This window comes from Tannockella kyphosi, assembly GCF_021054785.1.
In the GTDB taxonomy this organism is placed as follows: domain Bacteria; phylum Bacillota_I; class Bacilli_A; order Erysipelotrichales; family Coprobacillaceae; genus Tannockella; species Tannockella kyphosi.
The window spans coordinates 504,853-517,958 of record NZ_CP088239.1; the positions used below are offsets into that span (position 1 = coordinate 504,853).

The window sequence follows — 13,106 nt, forward strand, 5'->3', positions numbered from 1 at the left end:
GTAGGTGAATGTATGAAAAAATTTGTAATTGATAAAAAAAGTATTGTTTTCTATCTTATTTCAATAATAGGTATCTTGGTGGTAGATCAACTAACAAAAGTGATCGTAGAAGCTTCTATGCAACTAGCAAGTTCTCATACTATTATTGATAAATTCTTCTACTTTACATATGCACAAAATAAAGGTGCAGCTTGGAGTATGTTAGAAGGTCATGTTTCATTATTTATTTTAATTGGCTTTGTAGCAGGAATAGGGATGATATTTTATTTTTTAAAAACAAAAGAAAATGAGATATTAACACGTTTTGGACTAGTTTTAGCTTTTGCTGGGATGATTGGGAATGTGATAGATAGAGTTCGTTTAGGTTATGTTGTGGATTTTATTGATTTTATTATTTTGGGATATGATTTTCCTATTTTTAATGTTGCAGATATGGCATTGGTAATAGGGTTAGGATTAGTTATATTAGAAGTGTTATTGGAAGGAAGAAATAATGGATAAAATTATTATTGAAATTGAAGAAGAATTAGGACGTATGGACAAAGTGATTGCTGAATATTTAGAAGATATGTCTCGTACGCAAATCCAAGATTGGATTGGAAATGGCCATGTTATTGTAAATGGTAAAGTAGAAAAAGCAAGTTATAAGGTAAAGGTTAGTGATGTTATTGAAATTGATATTCCAGAACCGGAACCAATGGATGTAGAAGCACAAGATATTCCGTTAGATGTTGTATATGAAGATAGCGATGTTATTGTTGTTAATAAACCAACAGGGATGATTGTTCATCCTTCAGCGGGTGTTATCAAAGATACGTTAGTGAATGCTTTATTATATCATTGTGATGATTTATCAGGTATTAATGGAGTAATGAGACCTGGTATTGTACACCGTATTGATAAAGAAACTAGTGGATTAATTGTAGTGGCTAAAAATGATAACGCTCATCGTGTTTTATCAGAACAATTAAAAGATCATACGATGACTAGAAGATACATGGCTTTAGTACATGGATCAATTCCTCATGAGCATGGTAAAATTGATGCTCCAATAGGAAGAGATAATAAAGATCGTCAAAAAATGGCTGTTACAAAAGCAAATAGTAAAGAAGCAGTAACTAATTTCCGTGTTATTGCAAGATATAAAGATATGTCTTTAGTAGAATGTCGTTTAGAAACAGGTAGAACACATCAAATTCGTGTTCATTTAAATTATATTGGATATCCAGTATTTGGAGATCCTAAATATGGTCATCGTCGTGATGATGTTTCTAATGGACAATTCTTACATGCTAAGATATTAGGGTTTATTCACCCTACAACAAATGAATATATGGAGTTTGATAGTGAATTACCAGATTTTTTTGAAAGTAAATTGGAGGAACTGGAGGGGTTATAATGAGTACTGTCATTAGTTGGGATGAATATTTTATGTCGGTAGCAAAATTATCGGCTTATCGTTCGAAAGATCCTAATACGCAAGTAGGTTGTTGTATTGTAAATGCATCAAATAAAATAGTAGGGGTTGGTTATAATGGACTTCCATGGGGTTGTGAGGATGATGAGTATCCTTGGCAAGAACGTGATGGTCAATTGCAAGAAACAAAATATCCTTATGTTGTTCATGCTGAATTAAACGCTATTTTAAACAGTACTACCTCTTTAAGTGGTTGTAGACTATATGTTTCCTTGTTCCCTTGTCATGAATGTGTCAAAGCTATTATTCAATCAGGTATTGTAGAAATAGTATTTGAAGATGATAAGTATAATGGAACAGATAGTGATATTGCGGCTAAAAGAATGCTTGCAAGCTCTAAAGTTACCTATCGAAAAATAAAAACACCAGGTATAAAACTAGAAATGTAATGTTTCTGGTTTTTTGTTTTGGGTAAAATAAAAGTAGGAATAGAATTCCTACTTGCTTAGTGCTTCTTTTACACGTTTATAACTAGTTAGATTATTTTTAGTAACTTTTACCAAAATATTCATACCGTATTTTTTTGCTAATTCAATTGCTACTTGTTCACTAGTAGCACTAGTACCACGAGGGATTTTAATCTTTAAACTTTTTTGCATATTAGCTAAGTATTGTAAACAAGCATATCTAGATAAAATACCTGCACAAATAATACCAATATGACGTGTTTCCCCTTTGGGGTCAAATGTTAGATCTTTTACAACGATTACTTCTCCTTTTAAATAATTAAAATATGTTTTAGGAGAAACAAACTGACTAATTGCTTTACATGCAACAGGTAATTGTAATTTCTGCATTACATTCGTAATTGCTTGATTATATAATTTTGCCTTAATTGTTGCTAAGTTATTTCCTTCGCTAGCCATTTGATTATAATGAGAATTATCTAACATCAATAAACTATAAATAACACGATCTTTTATTTCTCTAGCCAATGTAATAATTTCTTGATCTGTACAATCTTTTGAATCTTTTAACCCGATGCTCATTAGCCAATCGAAATCCCTTTCGTCAACATAACAAGAAACAACACAAAGAGGGCCAAAAAAATCACCAGAACCTGATTCCTCACAACCAATATGGCTATGAGAATAAAAATAACTATTATTTGAACTCTGATCAGTTACTGGAGAATATTTTAAATTGTCAGAAGCAAGAGGAAAATTGAAAATAGATTTATTTAACAATGGTATCCCTCCTTAATCTACTATTAATATTATAGCACGTTGTAAAGAATTTTGACAGTATAAATTACTTTTGTTAAGATAGAAAAGGGTGAAAATATGGAAAATTTTAGAAATTTAGTAACGATTGATTATATTTTATTAGCTATAATCATGTTTTTTGCAATTTCCGGTTTAAAAAAAGGATTTGTTTTATGTATATATAATTTTTGTTGTACCCTGTTTTGTCTAGTCTTTGCGTATGTTTGTTGTAATACAAACAATGGTTTTTTAAGTATTTTAGAGAATAACGAGATTATTAGACAATTTGAAGGATTCACAAAAACACTTATTTTATTTATCATTTTCTTTGTGATCTTATCACTTTTAACAAAAGTGATAAGTATCGTAGTTAGACCAATAATAGATGGAATAGTAAAACATGTTATTATTATTAAACAATTAAATCAAATATTAGGTTTATTAATAGGGACAGTCCGTGGTATTATTTATGCATATATGATAGTGATAGTTTTGTTATTACAAAACTCGCAAGTCATACAAGATAGTGTAGTAACAAATATGGTAATAGAATTAGTGCCTCTCTATGGTGAGGTATTATTAGAGATGTTAGGATAAGGATGAAAGTTATGAATAAAGTGTATAAGACATTAGAATTTGATCAAATAAAGAACTTAGTGCAAGGATATTGTGTTAGTGAACAAGGAAAACAACATATAGCATCATTGTGTCCATTTGATAATAAAGATGAATTAGAAGAACAATTCTTATTTCTAAAAGATGCAATGAACTTAATAAGATTATATGGTCGTTTCCCACTTAGTTCTTTTTATTCTATTACTACTTCTTTAGAAGTTACTAAAAAAGAGGGTACTTTAAGTGGTGATAAAGTAAATGGAATACGCTATCAATTACAAAATATTAGCGAATTAAAAAGTTTTGTAGAAGATAAAGAAAATCAGTCTACTGTGTTAGTTAAATATATACAAGAGACATACTGTCCTACTACTTTATATCAAATGATTATCAAATGTATCGATTCTAACGGTGTAGTGCAAGATAATGCATCTAGTGAACTAAGATCAATTCGTCGCTCTATTCAGGCTTATGAAGCAAATATACGTACTAAAATAACAGAATTACAAGCAAAGTATCGAGACTACTTATCACAAGAAACAACTTCTATTCGTAATGATCACTATGTACTTCCAGTGAAAGCAGGAAATCGTAATCAAGTAAAAGGAATCGTTCATGCCCTAAGCGCTAGTGGCCAAACAATGTATATTGAACCAGATGCAATTGTACAAATTAATAATCAAATATTTCAATTAAGAAATGATGAGAAAAAGGAAGTACAAAGAATTCTATTTTCAATTAGTCAAGAAATAAAAAACAATGCACCAATCTTAGAATTTAATCAAGAAATACTAATTTATTTAGATAGCTTACTTGCTAAAGCAAGTTATGCAACAAAATTAGATTGTGTTATTCCAACCATTGGCTCAACACATGTTTTACAATTAACGCAAGCAAGACATCCTTTAATTGATCCAAAAGATATGATTGCAAATGATATTGTTTTAATGGCCCCTAAAACAATGATGTTAATCAGTGGTTCAAATACAGGAGGGAAAACGGTAGTATTAAAAACAGCCGGATTACTTTCTTTAATGGCTTTATCAGGGCTAGCAGTACCTTGTAATCAAGCTAGTATCCCATTTTTTGATCAAATATTTGTTGATTTAGGTGATGAACAATCAATTGAACAATCTTTATCTACTTTTTCTAGCCATATGAGCCGCTTGGTTTCTATTTGTGAGGAAGTAACAAGTCATAGTTTAGTATTATTGGATGAAATTGGTTCTGGTACAGATCCTCGAGAAGGAGAAAGTATTGCACAAGCTATCTTAACGCATTTACATCATAAAAATGCATTAACGATTGCATCTACTCATTATTCTGGATTAAAACAGTTTGCTAAAAAAGAAGAATATATTCAAATAGCCGCTGTTGAGTTTGATCAAGAACAAATGTGTCCTACTTATCGTTTATTAATAGGGAATGTTGGTAACTCTTATGCAATTGAAATATCAAAAAGATTAGGATTACAAGCATCTATTGTTGAAAATGCTTATCGTATTAAAGAAGATAATTTATCAGTATCTGATAAATTATTAGAAAAGCTACAAGACGAATTAACAACAATTCAAAAACAAAAAGATGATTTAGAAGCGAAAATAAAAGAAGCTGATTTTAAATTAGAAAAATATAATCAATTAGTAAATGGCATTGATAGTCAAAGAGAACAAATATTAATCCAAGCAAAACAAGAAGCAAACAATATTTATGATGAAGCAAAACAATATGTTGATATGGTCATCGAAGAGATGAAAACAGAACAAGCTAAAATGCATGTTCCTATTGAAGCAAAACATAAATTAGATACATTAAAACATGTTGAAAAAAAGAAAGAAGCGGTTTCAACAACACCAAACCATCATTATGTTATTGGGGATATAGTTTTACTAATTTCTATGAACCGACAAGGTGAAGTAGTATCAATTAATAAAAAAGGTATTTTAACAATTGATATTGGTGGTTTAAAAGTAAATCTAAAACCTAGTGAAGTTCAATTTCTAAAAAGAAAAGAAAAAACAAAACTAGCAAAAAGTAATGCACGTTCACTAAAGAAAACAACCAACCAAAGTTATGAATTAAATATCATTGGCCAAAGATATGAAGAAGCAATGATTCATTTAGATAAGTTTTTAGATGATGCGATTGTTCATAACTATAGCTCTGTACGTATTGTTCATGGAATAGGATCAGGAGTATTGCGTAAAGGTGTACGTAAAATGTTAGATAAAAACAAAAATATTGTTTCTTATCGTGATGGAGGAGCTAATGAAGGTGGTTTAGGTGCCACATTAGCATACTTTGAATAATGGCAACAAAACAACTAAAAGATAAATTATCATTATTACCAATAAGTAGTGGTTGTTATTTAATGAAAGACAATACTGGTGAGGTTATTTATGTAGGTAAGGCAAAAAAGCTAAAGAATCGTGTAACTAGTTATTTTACAGGTAGCCATAATTATAAGACAACAAAGTTGGTTAGTGAGATTGTTGATTTTGATTATATTGTAACTGATTCTGAAAAAGAGGCTTTGTTATTAGAAATTAATTTAATTAAAGATTATAGTCCAAAATATAATATATCCTTTATGGATAATAAATATTATCCATATATTCAATTAACAAAAGAAACCCATCCAACATTAAAAATTGTTCGTAATGCGAGTGATAAAAAACATAAATACTTTGGACCTTTCCCTGATGGGACTGCAGCAAGAGAAACATTTAAATTATTAAATCGTTTATATCCTTTAAGAAAATGTGCACATATTCCTAAAAAAACATGTCTTTACTATTCTTTACAACAATGTGTAGGTTGTTGTATCCAACCTGTAGATCAAGAAGTATATAAAGAAATAACAACAAATATTACTAAATTTATTCAAGGTGATACCAAAGAATTAATGGAAGATTTAGAAGCAAAAATGTATCAAGCTAGTGAATTACAAAACTATGAACTAGCAATGGAGTATCGTAACTTAATCCAACATATTAAACATGTTACTAGTAAGCAACATGTTCAATTTAATGATTTAATAGATCGTGATGTAGTAGGATATTATTGTGAAAATGGTTATATTAGTATTCAGTTATTCTTTATGAGACAAGGAAAGTTACTAGCAAGAGACTTTAATTTAGTACCTTTACAAAATGATATTGAGGATCATTTGTTTACTTTTTTAATGCAATTTTATCAAGAAAACACATATCCTACAGAGTTATTGTTACCTAGTGATTTAGATGTTTCTTTATTAGAGGATATTGTCGAATGTAAAATATTGCAACCTCAAAAAGGTAAGAAACATGACTTAGTTACAATGGCAAATAATAATGCTAAAGAATCATTAGAACATAAGTTTCAATTAATTATAAAAAATGAAGCATCTACTATTGGAGCAATGCAACAATTAGCTACTTTATTAAATAAAGATGTTCTACATCGGGTGGAATTATTCGATAATTCCAATATTCAAGGTGCTCATGCAGTAGCCGGAATGGTTTGTTTTATTGATGGAGTTCCTGCAAAAAAAGAATATCGAAAATATAAAATAAAGACAGTAGAAGGTCCTAATGATTATGCAAGTATGGAAGAAGTTATTTATCGACGTTATTTTCGTGTCTTAATGGATAAACTAGAAAGACCTGATTTAATAATTGTAGATGGTGGTAAAGGACAAATTAAAGTAGCTGTACAAGTGATTGAAAAACTAGGGTTAGATATCCTAGTATGTGGTTTGGCTAAGGATGATCAACACAATACTGCCCTGTTATTGGACAAGGATGGTAATGAGATATCTATTAGTCGTAAAAGTGAATTATTTTTCTTGTTAACAAGAATGCAAGATGAAGTACATCGTTATGCTATTTCTTTCCATAAACAAGTTCGTTCAAAATCTCTATTTCAATCTATATTAGATGATATTGATGGTATTGGACCTAAACGTAAAAAAGAATTAATGAAAGCTTTTGGAAGTGTTAAAAAAATGAAAGAAGCAAGTAAAGAAGAATTAGAAGAAATTGTTCCTAGTGCTGTGGCTCAAAAATTATATAATGTATTAAATAAATAGCACTGATTTACTCTTTGTTCATATGATAGAATAAAGGGGATACTTTAATGAATATAATTTTAACACCAAGAGAAAGAGAAATATTTACTTTACTTATTGAAAATTATGCTACAAAAGATATTGCTAGTAAATTAACAATAAGTGAAAAAACAGTTCGTAATCATATTTCTAATGTGATTCAAAAACTAGGTGTTGAATCTAGGATACAGGCTGTTTTTGAGTTAATAAGATTAGGAGAATTGGAGTTATCTTAGGGGTAACTCTTTTTTTTTTTAGTTATTTAGTATATAATTGGGAAAGGTGATGATATGAAAATAAAAAGAAGATACTTATATGTAGTAGCAATAGTTTGTTTTATTGTTTGCTTTATAGGGCTAAATAAAAAATATGATCCTTATTATCGAGTAAATGGTATTAATAATGAAAATCGTGTTTTAATTGACCTATACTTGGATGAGGAAGAAAAACAATATTTAATAGACTATGCTATTTCTATGGATTTGTTTGTACAATATATTCATATAGATGGTTTTTATTTACCAAATTATGAATATTATATTTCTATTGATAAAGCAAAATGTTTTTCTTCATTAGAAGAAATGGTTAGTGCAACGAATGAAATTGTTAGTCGTTTAGAGGAATCAGAAATAAAACAAGTTTCTAGTACACTAGATACGTTAATATCTAATAATTTAGTTTTAGTATATTATGAATCACTTGAGTTTGATTGTGATAACATTAATTATTATCAAATTGTACGTTCTTTATATGATGATTATGAATATAGTTATGTCGGATATACGAATACTTATGTTGATATATTAACTAGTTATGGCTATGGTGTTTCAGCTGATAAATTAGATGATTGTTTTGTTACGCTTTGTAATAATTATCAAGCAGACAGTCTTTATTTATTGTTAACTACAACATTGGAAGAAGGACAAGAGATTCTTATCAATCCTTCCTCTTTAGGAGAAACAATAGATGAAACTACTTATATTGCTAGTTACTCTCCTAGTGATTTAGATATTGTTACAGGAATACCTAGACTCGTGTATACTACGTATTTGCAAAGTGATACTTATAGTGCTTTACAATTAATGTATGAAGCTATTTTAGTGGATTTAGGGGATGTTTTCTTGTTAACAGAAGGGTATCAAGACTATGAGACTATTTTATTAGAGGATAGTGAATTGGCTGGGTTTAGTGTATATCAAACTGGAACATGCATTGATATCCAGGAATCTGGGACAACGGCAGATGAATTTGCTAGTACGGAATTATATGAATGGATGCAAGATAATGCGCATTTATATGGATTTATTCAAGAAGAACAGGGAAGTAATACATATCGTTATGTTGGGGTAGATAGTGCTACTGAAATATATGATTTATGGGTTGTTGAACAAGCTTATTTAGCTAGTTTAGAAGAAGTTGAAGAGATAGAGTAGAAAGTATGGTGGTGTAGTGCATGGAACGAGCAATAGGTTTATTTGATTCAGGTGTTGGTGGTTTAACAGTATTAAATACGATTCAAGCACTTTTGCCAAATGAAAATATTATTTATGTGGGGGATAATAAAAATTGTCCTTATGGAAATAAAACAAAAGAACAATTATTTCAATATGCAAGTAGAATTATTGAATATTTTATTTCTTGTGATGTCAAATTAGTAGTATTAGCTTGTAATACAACAAGTGCGAATGTCTTAGAAGAACTACAATTAAATTATCCTAATATAAAATTGATTGGTGTAATTGATGCCACTTGTAAAGATGCTATTGAAAAACAAGTGCAAAAACCACTTGTTATTGCAACACAAGCAACTATTTCATCTAATAAGTATGCTATTTTATTAAAAGAATTAGATAATCAAGTAGATGTTCAATCACTAGCAACACCATTATTGGTGCCATTAGTTGAATCTGGGATGTATAAAGAAGGTATTTATGAAACTTTACATAGTTATTTAGATGTCTATAGTAAAGAGATAGATGGTATTATTTTAGGGTGTACACACTACCCAATATTGAAACAACAAATTAAAGTAGTTCTACCAAATATTACCATTATTTCTTCTAGTGAAGCTATTGGTAAACAAATACACCACTATTTAACAACACATCAAATGTTAAATACAGACTCTAGAAAATATGTATCTATTTATACAACAGGTGATACAGAAGAATTTGTATATAGTTCATCAGGATTCTTTGATTATACAGGATTACAAGTAAAATATTTAAATCTAGGTGATTAATCACCTTTTTTAGTCTAAAAAAATAAATCTCTTATATAATAAATAGAGGTGATAAAATGAAATTACTAAAAAATATAAGTATTTTTAGTGTATGTATAGCTGTATTAATGAATCATTATCTTACGAATGAACAAGGTGTAAAAGAAATTGCTTCCTATCAAATTGCAGTCTTTAAAGATGTTTATAACACCCTTATACCTATTGAAATACCAGTGTATAGTAGTGATGAGGAGTCCATTATTTTAGAAGTGATACAAACAATGAAAAGTGAGACATTTCTATCTGATGGATTATATCCTGTTTTAGATTCAAATTTAGAAGTAGAAGATGTTTTTATAGAAGATAATGTTTTATACTTACAATTAAATGATTCATTCTTAGCTTTAGATAATCAAGATGGTTTAGATATAGCAGAAGCATTATCCTATAGTTTATGTAATGGTGGAATCGAAGAAATTATTATTTCTATTGAAGATACGCTTTTAACCTATATTCCAAACAGTACGATACCAATCAGTGCATTAACCAAGAGTTTGGGTATTAATAACTTTGAAACAGATACAAATGCACTATTTCGTACTATTCCAGTAGTAGTTTATAATGAACAAATAATAGAAGATCAAACATATTATGTTCCAACAACATTACGCATAACATGTGATCAAGAAGACCTTGATATACAGGTACAAACTATTTTATCAAAATTGGATTATCCTGATATTGTTTTAAGTTCTCCAGTTTATTTACATGATGGTCTATTGGATGTTAGTATTGATGCCAATGTATTGTTAGATAATGAAACAATAGATGAAACATTGTATTGTCAAATTATTCAATCTTTGATGAGTATTGATGGAGTAGAGGCTGTTTCTATCTATATTGATGGACAATTGCAAGAAGTAACACAAAATGTTTCTACTTCTATTAATAATAGAGTAGAGATTTAATAAATTTGTGGTAGAATAGAAGTATCTTATTAGAAAAGAGGTTTTCATAATGGAAAGCAAAGTAAAAATCTATATGACAAATGGAAGTATTATTATGGTTGATAATGCCTCAGTAGAAGATATTCAAGAAGCAATCAAGTCTTCTATGAATCCTTTTATTGTTTTGGAAGGAAGAAAACGTGGTAGCCAAAAATTGAAATCATATACACTGATGTTAAATGCGATTAGTCATTTTAGAAACTATAACACTTGGGAAGAAAGCTAAAAACTATTAATAAGAAAGACTTTAGTACAAAGTCTTTCTATTTTATTAGACAATTATAGTTTATATTAAATTCTGATTTTTTTGATATGTTGATAAAACATTGATAAAATCAAAGTAATTTTTATCAACTTTTAGAGACTAAAAATATCATATTTTTTTATCTAAAAAAAGTAAAAAAATACTTGATTTAGATATATGCCTATGGTATTATAAATGGGCAGTTGAAAACCGAGTCTACGTAGCTCAGCCGGATAGAGCACACGCCTTCTAAGCGTGCGGTCAGGGGTTCGAATCCCTTCGTGGACGCCATTAGAAAAATACCCTTATTTTATAAGGGTTTTTATTTTGTCTTTTTTATTTTGGACGCTTTTGGACGCTTTTTTTTGTAAAAAAATTAACCAAGAAGCTTTTTCATTTTATTCCTTTTTTCTGGAAACATGTGTGAATATGTCTTTTCGACCATTTCTTTTGAATGTCCTAAACGTTCGGATATATCCCATGCATCTGCACCATTATTAGCTAAATATGAGACGTGGGAGTGTCTAAAGTCATGCAGACGTATTTTAGGTATAGAATCCTCATGCATGTTGTTATAAGCTACTATATAGCGATTTTTCGCATTTTCAACCGTTTTATGTGGAATAGGTTTATTTGTGCCAAAGATGTAAAAGTTATTGTTGAATCCAGCAACAGTATCGCATTCCTTGTATAATGCTTGTAAATCATCAAGTATTTTACTAGGAACATATATGATCCTATTTTCACCATTTTTTGTAGAGTTAGTAATAACTCTATTTTTATTATCAAAATTGCTATGGATGCGTAGATCCCTAGTACGAAAATTCAAATCATTCCAAGTTCTAGCTTGGAGTTCACTAATTCGCATTCCAGTCCAATACATAGTTTGGAAGAGCAGCAGATGAAGATCATTCGTAATAACACTGCAGAATTTTTCAAAATCTTCTGGAGTGTAGAATAACATTTCTTTTTTTACTTCGTTGTGATTTTTCACGTAGTCTACATAATCAAAAGGGTTTTTATCTATCATTAATTTCCTTACTGAGAAACGCAGAGTAGACTTCAATACAGTTTGTATTTTTTCACTATAGGCGTTTGAATAGCCTTGTTTTAATACTTCCTTTTGAAAAGCTTCAATAATTGGGATTGTTATCTTATCAACATACATCTTGCCCAAGAGAGGGGATATCTGTTTATTGTAAAGCATTTGATAATTATATATTGTACGAGGCTTTGTCCTATCTTTTTTGTACTCCAGGTACATTTTAAAAAGATCATCCAGTATGACCGATTGTCTTTTAACTTGTTGTATTTCCAATAAGGCTATACGCTCATATTCTTGTGCGAGTTTTTTTGTTTGAAAACCTCTTTTTTTTGTAGTGACATATTTACCAAAAGCATCAGAATATGATATACTGGCAAACCATGTGCCACGTTTTGTATCTTTGTAGGCTGGCATAATTTATACCCTCTTTCTTTTTGTTGTTTAGAAGTCCATTTACAGATGCTGTTCCCAAAATATTTTCTATATCTAAATTATTTTTCATAAATTGTTTAAGATATTCTAATTACTGATCACTTAAAGAAAGCATATCTAACATAAAAAATGGTTTTAGGTCCATAATGTTTGGTTGTTCTAAATCAGTGTAAAATTTGTAAATAACACCATTTGTTAAAATAGCGAATTTAGATTTTGTAGTACCAAAATATCTAAATAATTGTGAATCATGTTTTTCCAAGTTGTCACTGTATGGTTTTGCTTCAATGAGTATGAAAGGTACATTATCTTGTAAGATTGCATAATCTACTTTTTCATGTTTTTTAATACCTACATCGCCAGTAAACTCAGGTATAAATTCTAACGGATTAAAAACATCATAACCCAAGTTCGAAAAGAACGGTAAAATAAAGGACTGCTTTGTCGCTTCTTCTGTTGCTATTCTTTCCTTAAGATTCTTAATACGGTCACTTAATGCATACATTTTTTCTTCCATACTTTTATCCTCCTTAAATAAAATGTATTTATATGAACACGGCTGTGTTTATAATGGTACTACTGTATCGTTTTGTTGAGTTTCAAAAGCTTGAAGCGGAGGCACATCTAATGAGCTGTAGCCCTAGGCAAATCATGCAGTTTCATAAAAAAGAATTATTTTTCTCTTAAAAAAGAGTAATAAAGTGAGATGGTTGCGTATATATAAGTGTAGGTATAACATCCCTACGTTTACGTGTGTGAATAAGACCGATTTT

14 protein-coding genes and 1 tRNA gene are annotated in these 13,106 nt (G+C 29.5%); 12 read left to right on the plus strand and 3 right to left on the minus strand.

Features of this window, described 5'->3' with window-relative positions; genetic code table 11:
• The first annotated feature begins 12 nt into the window (after positions 1-12).
• From lspA to LRR82_RS02700, 3 genes are read left to right on the plus strand one after another with little or no spacing between them, the layout of a single operon-like run.
• Positions 13-501, plus strand: coding sequence for a signal peptidase II (lspA, locus tag LRR82_RS02690; RefSeq protein ID WP_249029959.1), 489 nt, complete (start codon positions 13-15; stop codon positions 499-501).
• On the plus strand, positions 494-1,399 hold the full coding sequence (locus LRR82_RS02695; RefSeq protein WP_249029960.1) for an RluA family pseudouridine synthase: 906 nt from the start codon (positions 494-496) through the stop codon (positions 1,397-1,399). Before lspA ends, LRR82_RS02695 begins: the two co-directional genes overlap by 8 nt.
• The gene (locus LRR82_RS02700; RefSeq protein ID WP_249029961.1) at positions 1,399-1,866 is read left to right on the plus strand and encodes a deoxycytidylate deaminase; all 468 of its coding nucleotides are present in this window, start codon (positions 1,399-1,401) and stop codon (positions 1,864-1,866) included. The genes LRR82_RS02695 and LRR82_RS02700 overlap by 1 nt, the downstream gene beginning before the upstream one ends.
• 48 nt (positions 1,867-1,914) lie before the next feature.
• On the opposite strand, the gene rnhC is transcribed toward LRR82_RS02700, so the two are convergent.
• The gene (rnhC, locus tag LRR82_RS02705; protein WP_249029962.1) at positions 1,915-2,664 is read right to left on the minus strand and encodes a ribonuclease HIII; all 750 of its coding nucleotides are present in this window, start codon (positions 2,662-2,664) and stop codon (positions 1,915-1,917) included.
• Between the two features lie 96 nt (positions 2,665-2,760).
• Here rnhC and LRR82_RS02710 point away from each other — a divergent pair, with 96 nt between their 5' ends.
• The 9 genes from LRR82_RS02710 (at position 2,761) to LRR82_RS02750 (ending at position 11,147) form a co-directional block, all read left to right on the plus strand.
• Positions 2,761-3,279, plus strand: coding sequence for a CvpA family protein (locus LRR82_RS02710; RefSeq protein ID WP_249029963.1), 519 nt, complete (start codon positions 2,761-2,763; stop codon positions 3,277-3,279).
• An 11-nt stretch (positions 3,280-3,290) separates the two neighbouring features.
• A complete protein-coding gene (locus LRR82_RS02715) occupies positions 3,291-5,606 on the plus strand; it encodes an endonuclease MutS2 (RefSeq protein ID WP_249029964.1) in 2,316 nt (771 codons plus the stop codon).
• Complete coding sequence (uvrC, locus tag LRR82_RS02720; RefSeq protein WP_249029965.1) at positions 5,606-7,366, plus strand: excinuclease ABC subunit UvrC; 1,761 nt, start codon at positions 5,606-5,608, stop codon at positions 7,364-7,366. The genes LRR82_RS02715 and uvrC overlap by 1 nt, the downstream gene beginning before the upstream one ends.
• Before the next feature lie 47 nt (positions 7,367-7,413).
• Complete coding sequence (locus tag LRR82_RS02725; RefSeq protein WP_249029966.1) at positions 7,414-7,620, plus strand: helix-turn-helix domain-containing protein; 207 nt, start codon at positions 7,414-7,416, stop codon at positions 7,618-7,620.
• A gap of 54 nt (positions 7,621-7,674) precedes the next feature.
• Positions 7,675-8,817 (plus strand): D-alanyl-D-alanine carboxypeptidase family protein, encoded by a 1,143-nt coding sequence (locus LRR82_RS02730; RefSeq protein ID WP_249029967.1) that lies wholly within the window; start codon positions 7,675-7,677, stop codon positions 8,815-8,817.
• Positions 8,818-8,837: 20 nt separating this feature from the next.
• Positions 8,838-9,626 (plus strand): glutamate racemase, encoded by a 789-nt coding sequence (gene murI, locus LRR82_RS02735; protein WP_249029968.1) that lies wholly within the window; start codon positions 8,838-8,840, stop codon positions 9,624-9,626.
• A 56-nt stretch (positions 9,627-9,682) separates the two neighbouring features.
• A complete protein-coding gene (locus LRR82_RS02740) occupies positions 9,683-10,573 on the plus strand; it encodes a GerMN domain-containing protein (RefSeq protein ID WP_249029969.1) in 891 nt (296 codons plus the stop codon).
• A 49-nt stretch (positions 10,574-10,622) separates the two neighbouring features.
• Positions 10,623-10,838, plus strand: a complete 216-nt coding sequence (locus tag LRR82_RS02745; RefSeq protein WP_249029970.1) for a beta/alpha barrel domain-containing protein — start codon at positions 10,623-10,625, stop codon at positions 10,836-10,838.
• A gap of 232 nt (positions 10,839-11,070) precedes the next feature.
• A tRNA-Arg gene (locus LRR82_RS02750) sits at positions 11,071-11,147 on the plus strand.
• An 85-nt stretch (positions 11,148-11,232) separates the two neighbouring features.
• Here LRR82_RS02750 and LRR82_RS02755 read toward each other — a convergent pair.
• Both LRR82_RS02755 and LRR82_RS02760 read right to left on the minus strand, forming a co-directional pair.
• Positions 11,233-12,315, minus strand: coding sequence for a site-specific integrase (locus LRR82_RS02755; RefSeq protein ID WP_249029971.1), 1,083 nt, complete (start codon positions 12,313-12,315; stop codon positions 11,233-11,235).
• A 109-nt stretch (positions 12,316-12,424) separates the two neighbouring features.
• The gene (locus LRR82_RS02760) at positions 12,425-12,850 is read right to left on the minus strand and encodes a type I restriction endonuclease (protein ID WP_249029972.1); all 426 of its coding nucleotides are present in this window, start codon (positions 12,848-12,850) and stop codon (positions 12,425-12,427) included.
• Positions 12,851-13,106: the final 256 nt, after the last annotated feature.

Coding starts and splice junctions, on each gene's coding strand:
- LRR82_RS02760 (WP_249029972.1), bottom strand. CDS start 12,850: ATGGAAGAAAAAATGTATGCATTAAGTGACCGTATTAAGAATCTTAAG.
- LRR82_RS02725 (WP_249029966.1), top strand. CDS start 7,414: ATGAATATAATTTTAACACCAAGAGAAAGAGAAATATTTACTTTACTT.
- LRR82_RS02740 (WP_249029969.1), top strand. CDS start 9,683: ATGAAATTACTAAAAAATATAAGTATTTTTAGTGTATGTATAGCTGTA.
- murI (WP_249029968.1), top strand. CDS start 8,838: ATGGAACGAGCAATAGGTTTATTTGATTCAGGTGTTGGTGGTTTAACA.
- LRR82_RS02700 (WP_249029961.1), top strand. CDS start 1,399: ATGAGTACTGTCATTAGTTGGGATGAATATTTTATGTCGGTAGCAAAA.
- LRR82_RS02695 (WP_249029960.1), top strand. CDS start 494: ATGGATAAAATTATTATTGAAATTGAAGAAGAATTAGGACGTATGGAC.
- LRR82_RS02745 (WP_249029970.1), top strand. CDS start 10,623: ATGGAAAGCAAAGTAAAAATCTATATGACAAATGGAAGTATTATTATG.
- uvrC (WP_249029965.1), top strand. CDS start 5,606: ATGGCAACAAAACAACTAAAAGATAAATTATCATTATTACCAATAAGT.
- lspA (WP_249029959.1), top strand. CDS start 13: ATGAAAAAATTTGTAATTGATAAAAAAAGTATTGTTTTCTATCTTATT.
- LRR82_RS02715 (WP_249029964.1), top strand. CDS start 3,291: ATGAATAAAGTGTATAAGACATTAGAATTTGATCAAATAAAGAACTTA.
- LRR82_RS02755 (WP_249029971.1), bottom strand. CDS start 12,315: ATGCCAGCCTACAAAGATACAAAACGTGGCACATGGTTTGCCAGTATA.
- LRR82_RS02710 (WP_249029963.1), top strand. CDS start 2,761: ATGGAAAATTTTAGAAATTTAGTAACGATTGATTATATTTTATTAGCT.
- LRR82_RS02730 (WP_249029967.1), top strand. CDS start 7,675: ATGAAAATAAAAAGAAGATACTTATATGTAGTAGCAATAGTTTGTTTT.